The sequence below is a fragment of the Pseudomonas sp. 18.1.10 genome, assembly GCF_024655625.1.
In the GTDB taxonomy this organism is placed as follows: Bacteria; Pseudomonadota; Gammaproteobacteria; order Pseudomonadales; family Pseudomonadaceae; genus Aquipseudomonas.
Genome location: NZ_JANLGL010000032.1, coordinates 25,135 through 42,127, shown reverse-complemented (window position 1 = coordinate 42,127; position 16,993 = coordinate 25,135). Strand labels below are relative to the sequence as shown.

Below are 16,993 nucleotides of genomic sequence, written 5' to 3'. Positions count from 1 at the left end.
ACTGACACACCGTATTCGCGAGCAAGCCCGCTCCCACACAAGCCCGCTCCCACAGTTTTTGTTCGATCCTGACAGAGACTTCTGCACGCCCTGCAACAGTCCTTTGTCATCAACGACATTGATAGCCCCCTAACGAAACCCCCATCCTAGAGGGCTTTCCCGCCGCTTATATCATTCCGAATGATAGTTACCTTTGCTTCATTCGATTCGTGACATAGCACCCCGCCGCGCATGATCCGCCCATCTCAAATACATTGGCGGATGCACCTCATGGAACAGTCACTCAAACATTTGCGCTTCCCCCTGGCGATCCTGGCCGTGGTGGTGATGAGCGCGTGCGGCAAGACCCCGGAACAAGCGGCCGCCATGCCAGCTGCCAAGGTCAGCGTGGCCAAGGTGCTGGAACAGCCGGTCAACGAGTGGGATGAATTCACCGGCCGCCTGGAAGCGCCGGAGACCGTGCAGATCCGTCCGCGAGTGTCGGGCCAGATCGATCAGGTGGCCTTCATCGAAGGTGCCCTGGTGAAGAAAGGCGACCTGCTGTTCCAGATCGACCCGCGTCCGTTCCAGGCTGAAGTGCGCCGCCTCGAAGCCCAGCTGCAACAAACCCGTGCCGCTGCCAGCCGCAGCGACAACGAAGCGCAACGCGGTGAACGCCTGCGCCAGAGCAATGCGATCTCCGCCGAACTGGCCGATTCGCGCACCACCGCCGCCCAGGAAGCCCGCGCCGCGGTCGCCGGCATCCAGGCGCAGTTGGACCTGGCCAAGCTGAACCTGAGTTTCACCCGCGTCACTTCGCCCATCAGCGGCCGCGTCAGCCGTGCGGAAATCACCGCCGGCAACCTGGTGACCGCCGACGTCACCGCGCTGACCAGCGTGGTTTCTACCGACAAGGTTTACGCCTACTTCGACGCCGATGAGCGCGTGTTCCTCAAGTACACCGAACTGGCGCGCCAAGGCCGTCGCGGTGCGACCACTCCGGTGTACCTGGGCCTGTCCAACGAAACCGGCAACCCGCACCAGGGCCAGATGAACTTCGTCGACAACCAGGTCAACCCGGCCACCGGCACCATCCGTGGGCGTGCGGTGTTCGACAACACGGACGGCCGCTACACCCCGGGCCTGTACGCGCGCTTGAAGCTGGTCGGCAGCGGCACCTACTCCGCCGTGTTAATCAACGACGAAGCCGTCGGCACTGACCTGGGCAAAAAATTCGTGCTGGTGATGGAAGGCGACAAGCCGGCGTATCGCTCGGTGGAACTGGGGCCGAAAATCGAAGGTTTGCGCATCGTGCGCAGTGGCCTGAACAAAGATGACACGGTAATCGTCAAGGGCCTGCAACGCGTACGTCCTGGCTCGCCGGTCGCCCCGGAAACCATCCCGATGGCCAGCAAGGAAACCCTCGCCGCCTTGGCCCAACAACGACAAGCGCTTGAAGCCAGCAACCTGGAGCAAGTGGCGCCGGAAAAAACCGCGCCCAAGCTCGCAGCCGTTGCGACTCCACGCGGTTAAGGGATACGACTCAAGATGAATTTTTCCAAGTTCTTCATTTCGCGGCCGATCTTCGCAGCAGTGCTTTCGCTGCTGATCCTGATCGCCGGTGCAATCTCGCTGTTCCAACTGCCGATCAGCGAATACCCGGAAGTGGTGCCGCCGACCGTGGTGGTGCGTGCCAACTTCCCTGGCGCCAACCCCAAGGTCATCGGTGAAACCGTGGCCGCGCCGCTGGAGCAAGCCATTACTGGCGTCGAGAACATGCTGTACATGTCCTCGCAATCCACCGCCGACGGCAAGCTGACCCTGACCATCACCTTCGCCCTGGGCACCGACCTGGACAACGCGCAGGTGCAGGTGCAAAACCGGGTGACGCGGACTCAGCCCAAACTGCCTGAGGAAGTGACACGCATCGGTATCACCGTGGACAAGGCCTCCCCCGACCTGACCATGGTGGTGCACTTGACCTCCCCGGATCAGCGCTACGACATGCTCTACCTGTCCAACTATGCCTTGCTTAATGTGAAGGATGAGCTGGCGCGCCTGGGCGGCGTGGGTGACGTGCAGCTGTTCGGCATGGGCGACTATTCCCTGCGTGTGTGGCTGGACCCGAACAAAACCGCGTCGCGCAATTTGACGGCGACGGATGTGGTCACCGCGATCCGCGAGCAGAACCGCCAAGTGGCGGCCGGTGCCTTGGGTGCGCAACCTGCGCCGAATGCCACCAGCTTCCAGTTGTCGGTGAACACGCAGGGCCGTCTGGTGACGGAAGAAGAGTTCGAGAACATCATCATTCGCTCCGGCGATAACGGTGAGATCACCCGCTTGAAAGACATCGCACGGGTCGAGCTGGGTTCCAGCCAATACGCCCTGCGTTCGTTGCTGAACAACCAGCCGGCGGTGGCGATCCCGATCTTCCAGCGTCCGGGTTCCAACGCGATCGAGATCTCCAACGAAGTGCGCGGCAAGATGGAAGAGCTGAAAAAGAGCTTCCCCCAGGGCATGGACTACAGCATCGTCTATGACCCGACCATCTTCGTGCGTGGCTCCATCGAAGCCGTGGTGCACACACTGTTCGAAGCACTGATCCTGGTGGTTCTGGTAGTAATTTTGTTCCTGCAAACCTGGCGCGCCTCGATCATTCCGTTGGTGGCGGTGCCGGTATCGTTGATCGGTACGTTTGCGGTGATGCACCTGTTTGGCTTCTCGCTCAACGCGCTGTCACTGTTCGGCCTGGTACTGGCGATCGGTATCGTGGTGGACGACGCCATCGTGGTGGTGGAGAACGTCGAACGGAACATCGAGCTGGGCCTGGAACCGTTCCCGGCCACTGAAAAAGCCATGAGCGAAGTGACCGGCCCGATCATTGCCACGGCGTTGGTGCTGTGTGCGGTGTTCATCCCGGCTGCGTTTATCAGCGGCTTGACCGGGCAGTTCTACAAGCAGTTCGCCTTGACCATTGCGATCTCGACGGTGATCTCGGCGTTCAACTCGCTGACCCTGTCGCCGGCCCTGGCTGCGGTGTTGCTCAAGAGCCACAACGCCCCGAAAGACCGTTTCTCCAAGGTGCTCGACAAGCTGCTGGGCGGCTGGTTGTTCAAGCCGTTCAACCGTTTCTTCGAGAAAGCCAGCCACGGTTACGTCGGCACCGTACGCCGAGTGATTCGCGGCAGCGGCATCGCCCTGTTCCTGTACGCCGGCCTGATGGTGCTGACTTGGTTCGGTTTTGCCCACACCCCGACCGGTTTTGTACCGGCCCAGGACAAGCAATACCTGGTGGCCTTCGCCCAACTGCCGGACGCCGCCAGCCTGGACCGCACCGAAGATGTGATCAAGCGCATGTCCGACATCGCCCTCAAGCAACCGGGCGTGGAAGCAGCGGTAGCGTTCCCGGGCCTGTCGATCAACGGCTTCACCAACAGCCCGAACAGCGGCATCGTGTTTGTCACCTTGAAGCCGTTCGATGAGCGTAAAGACCCAAGCATGTCCGCCGGTGCGATTGCCGGTGCGCTGAACGGCAAGTACAGCGATATCCAGGAAGCCTACATGGCGATCTTCCCACCGCCGCCGGTACAGGGCCTGGGTACGATTGGCGGGTTCCGCCTGCAGATCGAAGACCGTGGCAACCTGGGTTACGACGAGTTGTACAAAGAAGTGCAGAACGTCATCACCAAGAGCCACAACGTGCCGGAACTGTTCGGCCTGTTCACCAGCTACACGGTCAACGTGCCCCAGGTCGATGCTGCCATCGACCGCGAAAAGGCGAAGACCCACGGCGTGGCGATCAGCGACATCTTCGACACCCTGCAGATCTACCTGGGTTCGTTGTATGCCAACGACTTCAACCGCTTTGGCCGTACCTACCAGGTCAACGTGCAGGCTGAGCAGCAGTTCCGCCTCGACGAAGACCAGATCGGCCAGCTGAAAGTACGTAACAACAAAGGCGAGATGATCCCGCTGGCGACCTTTATCAAGGTCAGCGACACCTCGGGCCCGGACCGCGTGATGCACTACAACGGCTTTATCACCGCCGAGATCAACGGCAACGCCGCACCGGGCTACAGCTCGGGCCAGGCGGAAGCGGCGATCGAGAAACTGTTGAAAGAGGAACTGCCCAACGGCATGACCTACGAGTGGACCGACCTGACGTATCAGCAAATCCTCTCGGGCAACACGGCATTGTTCGTGTTCCCGCTGTGTGTGCTGCTGGCGTTCCTGGTACTGGCGGCCCAATACGAAAGCTGGAGCCTGCCACTGGCGGTGATCCTGATCGTACCGATGACCCTGTTGTCGGCCATCACCGGGGTGATTATCTCCGGCGGCGACAACAACATCTTCACCCAGATCGGCCTGATCGTACTGGTGGGCCTGGCGTGCAAGAACGCGATTCTGATCGTCGAGTTTGCCAAGGATAAACAGGCGGAGGGTCTTGACCCGCTGGCTGCGGTGCTGGAGGCGTGCCGCCTGCGTCTGCGGCCGATCCTGATGACCTCGTTCGCGTTCATCATGGGTGTGGTGCCACTGGTGTTGTCCAGCGGTGCCGGTGCCGAGATGCGTCATGCCATGGGCGTGGCGGTGTTCTCCGGGATGATCGGCGTGACATTCTTCGGTCTGTTGCTGACGCCAGTGTTCTACGTACTGATCCGTCGCTATGTGGAGCGCCAGGAAGCGCGCAAAGCGGCCAAGGCCTTGAAGCTGGAGACACAGCAATGAGCGTGAAAGTATTTTTGCCGAGCTTGCTGGTACTGGCGCTGAGCGCCTGTGCCGTGGGCCCGGACTACAAAACCGAGAACCTGGAGGCGGCCAACATCACGGCCGCCGCCGACACCAAGAGCTATGACCACGCCCAGTACGAAGGCATCTGGTGGCAGCAGTTCGAGGACCCGACCCTCAACCAACTGGTGACCCAGTCGTTGAGCGGTAACCGTGATCTGCGTGTGGCGTTTGCCCGCCTGCGCGCCGCCCGGGCGATCCGTGATGATGCGGCCAACGACATCATGCCGGTGGTCACCTCCCGCGCCAGCAGTGATGTGGGCAAGGGCCAGATTCCCGGCCAGACCACCAGGCGCGTCACCAGCGAGCGCTATGACCTGGGCCTGGACATGGCCTGGGAAGTGGATTTGTTCGGGCGCATCCGCCGCAACCTGGAGGCCAGCGACGCTGACCAACAGGTGGCGGAAGCCGACCTGTACCAACTGCAAGTCACCATGATTGCCGAGTTGGTGGATGCCTACGGTCAACTGCGCGGCGCCCAACTGCGTGAACGCATCGCCCTGGACAACCTGAAGAACCAGCAGGAATCGCGCACCATCACCGTCAGCCTGCGCGATGCCGGGGTTGGCGACCAGTTGGACGTGGAACGGGCCGACGCCCGCCTGGCGGCGGTCGAAGCCAGCGTGCCGCAACTGCAAGCCGAGCAAGTGCGCGAGCGCAACCGCATCGCCACCCTCCTCGGCCAGCGCCCGGACAAGCTGAGCGTAGACCTGAGCCCCAAAGACCTGCCGGCGATTGCCAAGGCGCTGCCGATTGGCGACCCGGGGCAACTGCTACAACGCCGTCCGGACATCCTCAGCGCCGAACGCAAACTGGCCGCCGCCACCGCGCGCATCGGCGTGGCCAAGGCCGACCTGTTCCCACGGGTCAGCCTCAGCGGCTTCCTCGGCTTCACCGCCGGGCGCGGTTCGCAGATCGGCTCGGCCGCGGCGAATGCCTGGTCCCTGGGCCCGAGCATCACCTGGGCTGCTTTTGACCTGGGCAGCGTGCGCGCGCGTTTGCGCGGTGCGAATGCCGAAGCCGACGGCGCGTTGGCGACCTATGAGCAGCAGGTGCTGCTGGCGTTGGAAGAGTCCGAGAATGCGTTCAGTGACTATGGCAAGCGGCAGCAGCGACTGGTGTCGTTGATCCGTCAGAGTGAATCCAGCCGTGCGGCGGCGGACCTGGCGGCGATTCGTTACCGCGAAGGTACGGTGGACTTCCTCGTGCTGCTGGACGCGCAACGTGAGCGCTTGGCGGCGGAAGACTCCCAGGCCCAGGCCGAAGTGGATTTGTATCGCGGGATTGTGGCGATCTACAAGGCACTGGGGGGTGGCTGGCAGCCGGATACGGTGGTGGCCAGCGCGAAGTGATTTGATTTAAAGAGCTCCTTTGGTTGGTCGCATCCAGCCAATTTTTAGCCCCGTGGTCCATTTGGTCGCGGGGCTTTTTTTTGAGGTTTTTTTGTGGGAGGGGTCTTAAAACATTGAGGGTAATAACTGTAGGGCGACTAGAAATTTCTTGTAGGTTTTTTCGTAATCCAGCCTGCCGTGGTATTCACTGGCAGTGACTTACTTTAATTGAGCCTGAAAATGCATAACTGACTGTCGTTCACCTTGACTCAAGAAAACAGTGAGACTGACGAAACGCCGATGTAACTTCCAACTATTGAAGGGCACCATCATGGCGATTTTGTTGACTGCTGAACAAATGCGGCACACCAAGGCTTCCAATCCTTTCCAGATCAAGAACCCCGGACAGGTGACGAATCAATTCGCAATAACCGAGGCACCCAAGGCCGCGGAGACACTAAAGCTTACCGACACTAAACAAATCGTTGAGCTGAAGGCATTTTTGAAAAAATATGACATGACGTCAATCAGCACTGACGAACTGAAAGTCGTTGGCAGCCTGCTTTACAAAAACGAAATGATTAGCCGCCGGTCCTTCGGCATGTTTATTTCTGGAGATGGTGCGTCCGACGCTAACGGAAAGCAAACGGACACGCATGTGAAATTCAATGCTATCGCCCTCTTCAACGAAAAGCTTGAAGATACTATTGCGCATTTCAACAGCGATCCGGCAATCCCGAGGCGGGAAGGAGCTACGGACTATTTGCAGGGAATGGTAGATGCAAACCATGCAATAAACGCACTTGCATTCTTCATCAATTCGAACAGTAGTAATTTGTCTATCGACGAGCGAGCCTGAACTGGAGGGGCTCGGCAGGAAGCAGTGCGCTAGGCTTAGCCTAGCGCACTGACCTTTCGGCAGCCTACCGACCGTACCTGGCGGTACCGGAGTAAGCTTTTGGAAGTTCTTCGTCATTGTTCACTTGAACTCGATAAGTTCCGAGTGGCCCATTGTACGTAGCATTGCTACCTATACCGAACGTCTCTCGTTTCCACGAACCGCCTACCTGGCGCTCAATGTAAACCTCTGGACCTCTACCCACACCCAGCGCAGAAACCCGTACATCGATATTTGCATTTGAGCATCCGTTGACAGACGTTATCGTAAACGGACCATGGGCTGTATCGGCTTGCTTCCCCGCCACAATCCCACTAAAGCTATCCGTTATATACAAGCACGCCGCAGACACCTGCAACGACACAACCATCAGCACAGCAAACGGCAACGCAATAAGACTTTTCATGACCACACCTCAAAATCAAAAATTAATTTTCAAATATGCACAGAAAGCCAATCTATTGGTTTATTTATCCATAGAACTTCCTCACAGTTAAACAGCAAGTCCAGCTTCCTACACGGCAACCTAAAGTCACTGCGACTGGCAGAAGGAAACACACGATTTACTGTGCACGAATTCAGGCCGTGAATATGCCAGTCGCTTCCTAAAATCATTAAGGAGCGCTCTGTCATATCAATTCGATGGAATGAGTCAGCGATATCCTAATCCCGCTCAGGACCAACTAACTCCGGGCATTTTCATTCAAAATCAAACTCCGGTAATGCCCCGGATTCGACCCCGCCCATTTACGAAACGCCTTATAAAACGAACTTGCATCCGCAAACCCCAACCGCGTGGCAATCTCGGCAAAGCTGATCTGCGGTTCGGCCAGCCAGACAATCGCCAACTCTTTACGCACGCTGTCCTTGAGGCCCTGATACGTCTGCCCCTCTTCCGCCAAGCGTCGGCGCAGGGTTGAGGCGGAGATGCACAGGCTGGCGGCCAGGCCGTCGGTTTCCGGCCAGGTGTCGGGGGGCAGGTGGCGCAGGTCGTGCTTGATGCGGGTGGCGAGGCTGTCGGGGTCGCGGTATTTGACGAGGATGTTGGCGGGGGCATGGGCGAGAAAGCGTTTGAGCTCTTCGGCGCTGCGCTTGATCGGCAGGTCGAGGCAGTCGGCGGAAAAGATCATGCGGGTGCGTGGCCGATCAAACCGTAGGTTGTCGGAAAACATCACCTGGTAGTCGTCGCAAAAGTCCGGCTGCGGGCAGCGCAGTTCAATCGCCAGGATCGGAATGCGCCGCCCCGCCAGCCAGCAGGCCACGCCATGCACGATCATCCAATAGGTGAAATAGGTGAACGCGCGTTTGGGCGCGGGTTCCGCCAGCACGATCTCTGCCAGGCTCTGTTGGCGCACCAGTTGCGCGGGCATTTGCTCCAGCATCAAGGACAGAAACCCCAACGCGGTTTCCAGGGCCGTGGCGAGCGTCGGTTGCGCCATCGAGGCGTGACAGAGGAACGCCAGGCTACCGGATTTGAGCCGGCGCGGGTCCATGCCGAAAAACTCGTCATCCCGACGCCGCGCCAGCAGGCGCCACAACCGCGCGTAGGCCGTCGCCGGTACGCGGGCGCCGGGCTGCTCCAGCAACGCCGGGGCAATCCCGACCTTGCTCAGCGCTTCAACCGTGGCCGCCCCCGGCGCACAGCTCTGCAACAAGGCTTCGCGCACGAGATGAATGGAGATGGAGTCTTTTTCCGACATGGGCAGTTGGGCGTTCCGGCGGCACACAAGATGGCGTGCATCATAAGGGCGGTTGCCCTTCGCCACCACCGTTCAGCCACTGTTCAGCAAACGTCAAGAATTGTTGTTTAGCAATGAGTATCATTATGTTACAACTTAGCTTCCTATCTAGTTCTGATGCGGTGCCGAATGCTTGTCCCTTTTCTCATCATGTTGCGCGAAGGCATTGAAGCCGCACTGATCGTTGGCATCATCGCCAGCTACCTGCAACAGACCGGCCGTGGCCAGTGGATGCCGGCGGTGTGGATCGGCGTATTCCTCGCCGCCGCGCTGGCGTTGCTGGTCGGTGGTGGCCTGGAACTGATCAGCGCCGAATTCCCGCAAAAGCAGCAGGAATTGTTCGAAGGTGTTGTCGGACTGGTCGCCGTCGCCATCCTCAGTTCCATGGTGTTCTGGATGCGCAAGGTGGCGCGCTCCATCAAGCATTCCCTGCATGAGTCCCTCGACCACGCCCTGGCCGGTTCCAAGCATCAGGTGACGGCGCTGATCCTCATGGTGTTTTTTGCCGTGGCCCGTGAAGGGCTGGAAACCGTGTTCTTCCTGCTGGCGGTGTTCCAGCAAAGTGAAGGCCCGGGCGCGCCGATTGGCGCCCTGCTCGGCTTGATCCTGGCGATCATCGTCGGCTTCCTGATCTACAGCGGCAGCATGCGCCTGAACCTCGGCGCGTTTTTCCGCTGGACCGGCCTGTTTATCCTGGTGGTGGCCGCCGGCATCCTCGCCAATTCGGTGCAGGCCCTGCACGAAGCCGGCGTGTGGAACCACCTGCAAACCGTGTTGTTCGATTTCAGCGCTGCGTTGCCGATGGACAGCCCCTTGGGCTCGGTACTCGCCGGGATGTTTGGTTACCAGGAAGCACCCACCGTCAGCACCCTCGGCGCCTATTTGATCTATCTGGTGGTGGCGCTGGTGATGTTCTTCCTACCCTCGCCCGTCGCCCAACCTTCCTCCGTTTCCAGCCAGTAAGGACCGCCCCTTGTCCAACCCAACTCCCCAACCGGCCCTGCCGCCCCGCGCCCTGCGCTGGGCCGTGGCGGGCTCGGTGGTCGTGATGATCGCCGCAGGTGGCCTGTTCTACTATGCGTCGCAACTGGCCGCGAGCAAGCGCCAGGCCAACCACAATGAAATCGCCGTGACCATTCACGGCCACGCCTGCGAGCCGAATGCGCTGACCGTACCGGCCGGCCGTGCGAGCTTTCGCATCATCAACCGCTCCGACCGTGCGGTGGAATGGGAAATCCTCGACGGCGTGCTGGTGGTCGAAGAACGGGAAAACATCGCCCCCGGCCTGAGCCAGGTCATCAACGCCAACCTGCTGCCCGGCGACTATGCAATCACCTGCGGCTTGCTCAGCAACCCACGCGGCACCTTGCATGTGACGCCGACGGCGGAGTCCGACGCCCAGGCCAAGGCCAAGCCGTCGATGGTGGCGTTTATCGGCCCGCTGTCGGAGTTCCGCGTGTACCTGAGCAGCCAGGGTAGCGCGCTGGTCAAGGCGGTGACCGCCTTGCAACAGGCCATCGACGCCGATGACCTGGCCCAGGCGCAAGCGCTGTACATCCCGGCCCGTGAGGCCTACCAGCGCCTCGCCCCGGCGTCCCAGCGCCTGGCCGAACTGGACAACGGGATCAACGCCCGCGCCGACTACTTCGAGAAACGCGAGCAGGACCCGGCTTTCATCGGCTTCCACCGCCTCGAATACAGCCTGTTCCAGCAGCGCAGCCTCGATGGCCTGGCGCCGATTGCCCAGCGTTTGCTGGCCGACGTCAGCACACTCAAGCAACAACTGCTGGCTCAATCGCTACCGCCGGAACAGTTGGTCGGTATCGTAGTGCGCAACCTCAACAGCCTGGCGGATAGTCGCGCCCTCAGTGGTGAAGAAGAGCGCTACAGCCACACCGACCTGTATGGTTTCGCCGCCAACCTGGAGGCCGCGCACAAGGTGGTCGATCTGATGCGCCCGCTGCTGGGCAAATCCGCCGCCGAGCTGTTGCCGAAAATCGACAGCGCCTTCGCCGCCTTCGACGCTGAACTCGCCGGTTTCAAGACCAGCAACGGTTATACCACCTACGACAGCGTGACCGCCGATCAGCGCCAGCAGATCGCCGACAAGGCCAAGGCTCTGGCCGCCGCACTCGATGGAATCGATCCCGCCCTTGGCCTTTCCGGCCTGCAGTGAAGACGACCGCACACATGAGTGATTCCGCACACACCAACCTCCAGCGCCGCCGTGTCCTGCTGGGCATGGCCGCCACCGGCGTCGCGCTAGCGGGCAGCAGCCTGAGCTGCCCGGCCATGGCCGCCGCCGAGCAAGTCACCAGCGCACCGCGCAGCGACAAGACCCAAGACCACCATGATTTCTTCGGCAGACACCAAAGCGGCATCGTCACCCCGCGCCCGGCCTGCGGCATGCTGGTGGCGTTCGACGTGCTGGCCAGCGACCGCGAAGACCTGGAGCGGCTGTTTCGCACGTTGAACGAGCGCATCAGCTTCCTGATGACCGGCGGCACCGTGGCGCAAGTCGATCCGAAGCTGCCGCCCACCGATTCGGGGATTCTCGGCCCGGTGGTCACGCCGGACAACCTGACCATCACCGTGTCCGTCGGCGAGTCGCTGTTCGATGAGCGCTTCGGCCTGGAACACGCCAAGCCCAAGCGCCTGAGCCGCATGGTGGGTTTTCCCAATGACGCGCTGGAACCGGCGCAGTGCCACGGCGACGTGAGCCTGCAATTTTGCTCCAACACCCCCGACACCAATATCCACGCCCTGCGCGACATCGTGAAAAACCTGCCCGACCTGCTGTTGGTGCGTTGGAAACAGGAAGGCAGCGTGCCGCCCCAGGCGCCGAGCAAACCCGGGGAACCGGCGCAGAGTGCGCGTAACTTCCTTGGTTTCCGTGACGGTTCGGCCAACCCCAATTCCAACGACAACAAGGCCATGGACCAGATCGTCTGGGTCCAGCCGTCCAGCGACGAACCGGCCTGGGCCGCCCATGGCAGCTACCAGGCGGTGCGCATCATCCGCAACTTCGTCGAACGCTGGGACCGCACCCCGCTGCAGGAGCAGGAAAGCATCATCGGCCGCGTCAAGACCACGGGTGCACCCATGGATGGCCAGCGGGAAAGCCAGGTCCCCGACTACAGCAAGGACCCCGAAGGCAAGCTGACCAAGCTCGATGCCCACATCCGCCTGGCCAACCCGCGTACTCCGCACACCCAGGGCAACCTGATCTTGCGCCGGCCGTTCAACTACTCCAACGGCGTCAATAAAAACGGTCAGCTGGACATGGGGCTGCTGTTCATCTGCTACCAGGCTGACCTGGAGAAAGGCTTTATCAGCGTGCAGACCCGGCTTAATGGCGAGCCCCTGGAGGAATACCTCAAGCCGGTCGGCGGCGGGTATTTCTTCACCTTGCCGGGGGTCACGGGGCCTAAGGATTTCATTGGGCGCACCCTGCTTGCCGCCACGCACCCGCACACCACTGCCAACACCTGAAAACCAACCCCACAGCGGAAACCGTCCCATGAAGAAGTCGACTCTCGCGTTGTCGTTGCTACTGACCCTTTCGCCACTGGCCGCGTTCGCCGCCACGGCGCCGCTGGACCTGGTAGGCCCGGTGTCGGACTACAAGATCTACGTCACCGAAGAAATCGCCGAGCTGGTCACCCAGACCCAGGCGTTTACCGCTGCGATCAATCAGGGCGACCTGGCCACGGCGAAGAAACTCTACGCGCCGACCCGCGTGCACTATGAATCCATCGAGCCGATCGCCGAGCTGTTCAGCGACCTCGATGCCTCCATCGATTCGCGGGTGGATGACCATGAAAAAGGCGTGACCGCCGAAGACTTCACCGGCTTCCACCGCATCGAATATGCGCTGTTCTCGCAGAACACCACCAAGGGGTTGGAGGCGCTGACCGCCAAGCTCAACACCGACGTCAACGACCTGAAAACCCGTGTGGATGGCCTGACCTTCCCGCCCGAAAAAGTCGTCGGCGGCGCCGCCGCGTTGCTGGAGGAAGTCGCCGCCACCAAGATCTCCGGCGAAGAAGACCGCTACAGCCACACCGACCTGTATGACTTCCAGGGCAACATCGACGGCGCGAAGAAAATCGTCGATCTGTTCCGGGGCCAGATCGAGAAACAAGACAAGGCCTTCCTGGCCAAGGTCGACAAGAACTTCGCCACCGTGGACAAGGTCCTGGCCAAGTACAAGACCAAGGACGGCGGCTTCGAGACCTACGACAAGGTCAAGGAAAACGACCGCAAGGCCCTGGTGGGGCCGGTCAATACCTTGGCTGAAGACCTGTCAACCCTGCGTGGCAAGCTGGGCTTGAACTGATAGCACCTACCGGGCTCTCGTGCACCTCGTCAGGGCGCACGAGCGCCACAGGTTTCAACCCGGCTGGGGGGTGAACTGCACAAGCGGCGCACCTGTGGGCCGCAGGGTGGTCGAGTCGATCGCATACCACTGACCGTTTTTCTGAATCGCATACATCTCACGGTTTTGACTGGTGCCAAAGCGACTCCCCGGCCATTGCCCTGCTGAGGGGGCGATATCCGTAAAGGGGGTGTCTTTTGCCCCAGTGATCCACCGGATTTTCTCCATGATCGTATTGGTCATATAGATTCCTGGGCCAACACGGGCCGCTTCGCCCATCAGGATTTTCCGGGTTGCGGCCAGCGACTTTGGCCCGGCTTTCAGCACATCAACCGCACCGGCCAACGGGTTGAATACACTCATGAAGAACGAGCCCGCCCCCTTCAGGCCGGACATGCTGAATGCCTTGCGACTGAATGGGATCAACATCTTCATACCGCTAAAAAACTGCCTCGCCCCGGTCAGTCCGCCGGTGGCAACGAATGAAGCAAAGTCGATCAGTAACCCCGTCAAACCCTCTGCCACCTTGCCCTGCGCAAAGTCAAACACAGCCCCGACGAAAGGGATAAGGCGCAACATCAGACGAGCATTTTCCGAAGAAAACACTTTGCCTGATGCAAACGGATAGGTACGGCGGCTGTGCAGCTTTGTCGGCTGGTTGGCGTGCTCAAGTAACGCGTCGCGCTTCCCGTCAAAGCTGTGTGCCAGAAACGTTTCCACCATCCGTGCTGTTTTGTTCGAGCTAAAGGTATTGGGTACGCGCCGCGAGGCTATTTCTGTCGTTGCCGGAAATTCCGTTGCCATCTTTTCAATAATCACCGTCGATTTTGCACCGGGCTTGGGTGGAGAACCCGTGCTGTACGCATCAAAGTCAAACGGCTGTTCAGTGCCCCTTTGGAAAGACGTCTGCACATAGGCAAAGGGCCCATGGGGTTTGCGGCCCGCCTTGGTTTCGCCACCGAGCGGCAGGCGGTCAGGTAAATCGGTGCGCTTGACCATCTGCATCGAACCGGGAAACACCTCGTAGTAACCAAACCAGGGTGTTACAAGCCCGGTTTCGTAACGTAGCAATAGGCCGTGAGTGCCCCTGTTACTCGCCACTTTGGAATCCGGGCCCTGGTCGTCCTCCAGGGCTTCCCCGGTTTCCTTGCGTACGCTGAAGAACTCGATTTTCCCCAACTCCAACGCCCTGCGGTCTTCCAGCGGCAACTGCGCAAGCATCAGTTTCAGCGCCGTGGCTTGAGCTGCGCGGGTATCGGCAATGTATTGATCGACCGCCGGCTCCACCAACGGTTTTATCTTCGGCAGTTGCTTGATGCGTTCCAAAAAAGTGGCCTGGGAGATTTTCGGGTGGTTGAACTTGTATTTCTTTTCTCCACTGACCAGGTAGTTCACTAACCGGTCCAACAAAAGTAGAGGATCATCGTCGACTTGATTGGTCAGGATGACATCGGTCAACAGCGGTTGGCGGGTTTCCATGTGCGCGTGCTGCCGGGAGTCATATTTGACATCGGTGTCCAACTCAAGCTTGAACGTACGAAGTTCTTCCTCGGTCATTTCCGGGAATAACCGGACCAGCTCCTTGATCAGAACAGTGGTCTGGGTCGGCGGTTCGCTGGTCAAGGTGTTGAACGCGTCGCGGGTTTGGTCTTCCCGTTCGGTAAATGCTTGCGCAGCGGCTTTGTAGTCCCCAGGGGAGTACTGTCCGTCCGCAGTCGCTGGGAAAATACCGGCCATTACCCCCCAGTCCAGCAAAGGTTTGGTAGCCAGGCTCTTTTGCAGGTATTCCTGATTCGGCCCGCTGGCGTCTAGCCGGGAAAGCGCCATGACTTGCGTAAAATTCATCAAACGCGAACTGCCCGGACCACTCAGGGTATCGGCGATTGCACAGCCCTGACGCAGCTCCAGCCAACCGGTCGAGCCAACCTTGACGTTTTGCGGGTCTTGGTTGAACACCTGCCTGGCGTCTTCAGGCACGCGGGTGTCAGCCTTGACCAGCATCTCTGGAGCCGACTGGGCAAGGAACAGGTGAGCCACCAGTGGCGTCAACCCGGCGTCCACGCCTTTGCTTTCAAGATGCTTTTCGACGTCATCGCGCACCTCTTTGAGTGAGCGCCCCAAATTGCCGGGCTGATACAACGAATACCCCGCCACCTGCCCCGGAACACCCGGCATGGTGGCGTCAACACTCAACTTGAGCGCAGTGGCCAGCAGTTGGTGACGTTCGGCCCGGGAGAGCGCTTGCCCCTCGGCCACACTGTAGAGTTTGAGGGCCTTGGCAATCTCATCGGCCTTGGCGATGGCCTTGGACGAATCAAAAAAATCCGCCAGTTGCCGGTCCGGATCGTGAAAAGACTGACCAAACGATGGCCTGCCGGAGAAGCCCTTGAGCAACGACATGACGCCCGCCGATGCCGCTTTCATTGTTTCAAGTGAGCTGGAAGACAGCGATCCCTCGGTTTGCACGTAAGGGGTCATCCCCGCGTAGTCGCCAGCCAGCGGGGGTGAAGGCAATTTTGTATTAAGCCACTGCAGCGCTGCACGCATCTGCCCGACGGTTTTCGGTACGTCGGGCGCATAGTAGGCCAGAGTCTGGCGCATGTCGTACCGACGGGTGGAATACAGGGCGTTGCCGGTTTTCTCACTCTGCTGCACCAACCGGTCGAAGTCTTCATTAAACTTGCGCGCGGTGGCTTGTTCGTCTGCACTGCCGTGCCCAGACATTAGCTCGACTTCCGCGTCAAAGGAATCTTGAAGGGAGATCCACTGCCCGTTCGCTCTGAGCATTTGCAGGTCACCTTCCGTTATCCTGAATTCGCTGCCCAGCCCTGCGACACCAGCCCTCTCGAGGAACGCCTTGAAGGCGGCTGATGCGAGAAACTCAACGAATTGTTCGCGTGGTGACGTACTCGCCTGGTCCAGGGAGGAGCCCGGCTCAACCAATATCGCCTGCTCATTCAGCGTCAGCTCATCACCCCCCTGCTTGTTCTTGATCAGGGGTTGCAACTGCGCCCCCAGGCGTTCACGGACAGCGCTGTCGCTGCTGTGCTGCTGCAGTTGCTTGAACTGTTTCTCCCACTGAGCACGCTGTGCCTGTGAAATCTCGGGCCAGCCCTCTTGCTGGAGTTGTTTACCCAACCGCGGCGCAGCCTTTTCATTCAGAGGCGGTTTCACCCCGTAAAAGTCCAGTACCACATCCCGTGGAACAGGCCCCTGAGTCGGCCCGGGTGCCACCGGAATCCCTAGATCATTTGGCGAGAGCACTTTGTGCAGGGCATTGACCTTTGCGCTGACCTCCCACCAACCAGAGCCATCGGTGGTGGTGAACCGCTGGAAGGACTGTTTGCCATTGACGACCACGACGCCAACCACCGAGTCGCTGAACACACGCACAGTCGACAATTTGAGCCCCTTGGACTTGAACCAGGCCTGGATGGGCGGCTCCTTGATCGCTTGGTCGTACAGCTCGAGAAATGACGAGATGGATGCGTTTGGGGGGATGAGTTCTTCTTTTGCGTGGCCCGTATTCAACCAATGAACCATGTTTTCCTGCAACGTAACGTCCGCTGATTGCGCGACATCGCTGGCAGGGAAAAGACGGCTGGCCGTGACACTCCCGGAAGTCGGCTCGATGCCTGGAGTGGTAGCGTCACGTTTGGATCGGCTTGTTTTCGTCTGTGGTCGCCCCTCGTGCTGCAAGGCTGCGGTATTGGGTGGCAGCCCAGACAGACGATCGGCAGTCGCCGTCTCAGGACGGCTTTGCGCAGACGGTGCGGGAGGCTGCGGGGCGCGGAACAACCTGTTGAAAGCGGTATCCGCACTATTGACATGGATTGACGACATTTCTATTGCTCTCTAACCAGTGAAGTGGCGAGAGTTC

Annotated in this window: 10 protein-coding genes; 8 read left to right on the top strand and 2 right to left on the bottom strand. The window is 59.9% G+C overall.

The features are described 5' to 3' along the window. Positions 1–270 precede the first annotated feature (270 nt). The 4 genes from mexE to NUV89_RS08305 all read left to right on the top strand — a co-directional run bounded on the left by mexE (position 271) and on the right by NUV89_RS08305 (position 6,957). Positions 271–1,512, top strand: a complete 1,242-nt coding sequence (gene mexE / locus NUV89_RS08320; RefSeq protein WP_207042131.1) for a multidrug efflux RND transporter periplasmic adaptor subunit MexE — start codon at positions 271–273, stop codon at positions 1,510–1,512. A gap of 15 nt (positions 1,513–1,527) precedes the next feature. Beyond that, complete coding sequence (locus NUV89_RS08315; RefSeq protein WP_017739370.1) at positions 1,528–4,707, top strand: multidrug efflux RND transporter permease subunit; 3,180 nt, start codon at positions 1,528–1,530, stop codon at positions 4,705–4,707. Next, complete coding sequence (locus tag NUV89_RS08310; protein WP_257780942.1) at positions 4,704–6,119, top strand: efflux transporter outer membrane subunit; 1,416 nt, start codon at positions 4,704–4,706, stop codon at positions 6,117–6,119. The genes NUV89_RS08315 and NUV89_RS08310 overlap by 4 nt, the downstream gene beginning before the upstream one ends. 310 nt (positions 6,120–6,429) lie before the next feature. After that, complete coding sequence (locus NUV89_RS08305; protein WP_257780941.1) at positions 6,430–6,957, top strand: hypothetical protein; 528 nt, start codon at positions 6,430–6,432, stop codon at positions 6,955–6,957. Positions 6,958–7,679: 722 nt separating this feature from the next. Here the strand turns inward: NUV89_RS08305 and NUV89_RS08300 are convergent. Next, entirely contained in the window at positions 7,680–8,696 is a 1,017-nt protein-coding gene (locus NUV89_RS08300) for an AraC family transcriptional regulator (RefSeq protein ID WP_257780940.1), read from the bottom strand. 168 nt (positions 8,697–8,864) lie between these two features. Between NUV89_RS08300 and efeU the strand changes: the two genes are divergently transcribed. From efeU to efeO (NUV89_RS08280), 4 genes are read left to right on the top strand one after another with little or no spacing between them, the layout of a single operon-like run. After that, a complete protein-coding gene (gene efeU / locus NUV89_RS08295; protein ID WP_257780939.1) occupies positions 8,865–9,698 on the top strand; it encodes an iron uptake transporter permease EfeU in 834 nt (277 codons plus the stop codon). A 10-nt stretch (positions 9,699–9,708) separates the two neighbouring features. Next, complete coding sequence (gene efeO, locus NUV89_RS08290) at positions 9,709–10,911, top strand: iron uptake system protein EfeO (protein ID WP_257780938.1); 1,203 nt, start codon at positions 9,709–9,711, stop codon at positions 10,909–10,911. Then, a complete protein-coding gene (gene efeB / locus NUV89_RS08285) occupies positions 10,908–12,227 on the top strand; it encodes an iron uptake transporter deferrochelatase/peroxidase subunit (protein ID WP_374684467.1) in 1,320 nt (439 codons plus the stop codon). Before efeO (NUV89_RS08290) ends, efeB begins: the two co-directional genes overlap by 4 nt. A gap of 28 nt (positions 12,228–12,255) precedes the next feature. Beyond that, positions 12,256–13,074 (top strand): iron uptake system protein EfeO, encoded by an 819-nt coding sequence (gene efeO, locus NUV89_RS08280; RefSeq protein ID WP_257780936.1) that lies wholly within the window; start codon positions 12,256–12,258, stop codon positions 13,072–13,074. Between the two features lie 54 nt (positions 13,075–13,128). Here the strand turns inward: efeO (NUV89_RS08280) and NUV89_RS08275 are convergent, their stop codons facing one another. After that, positions 13,129–16,956 (bottom strand): hypothetical protein, encoded by a 3,828-nt coding sequence (locus NUV89_RS08275; protein WP_257780935.1) that lies wholly within the window; start codon positions 16,954–16,956, stop codon positions 13,129–13,131. Positions 16,957–16,993: the final 37 nt, after the last annotated feature.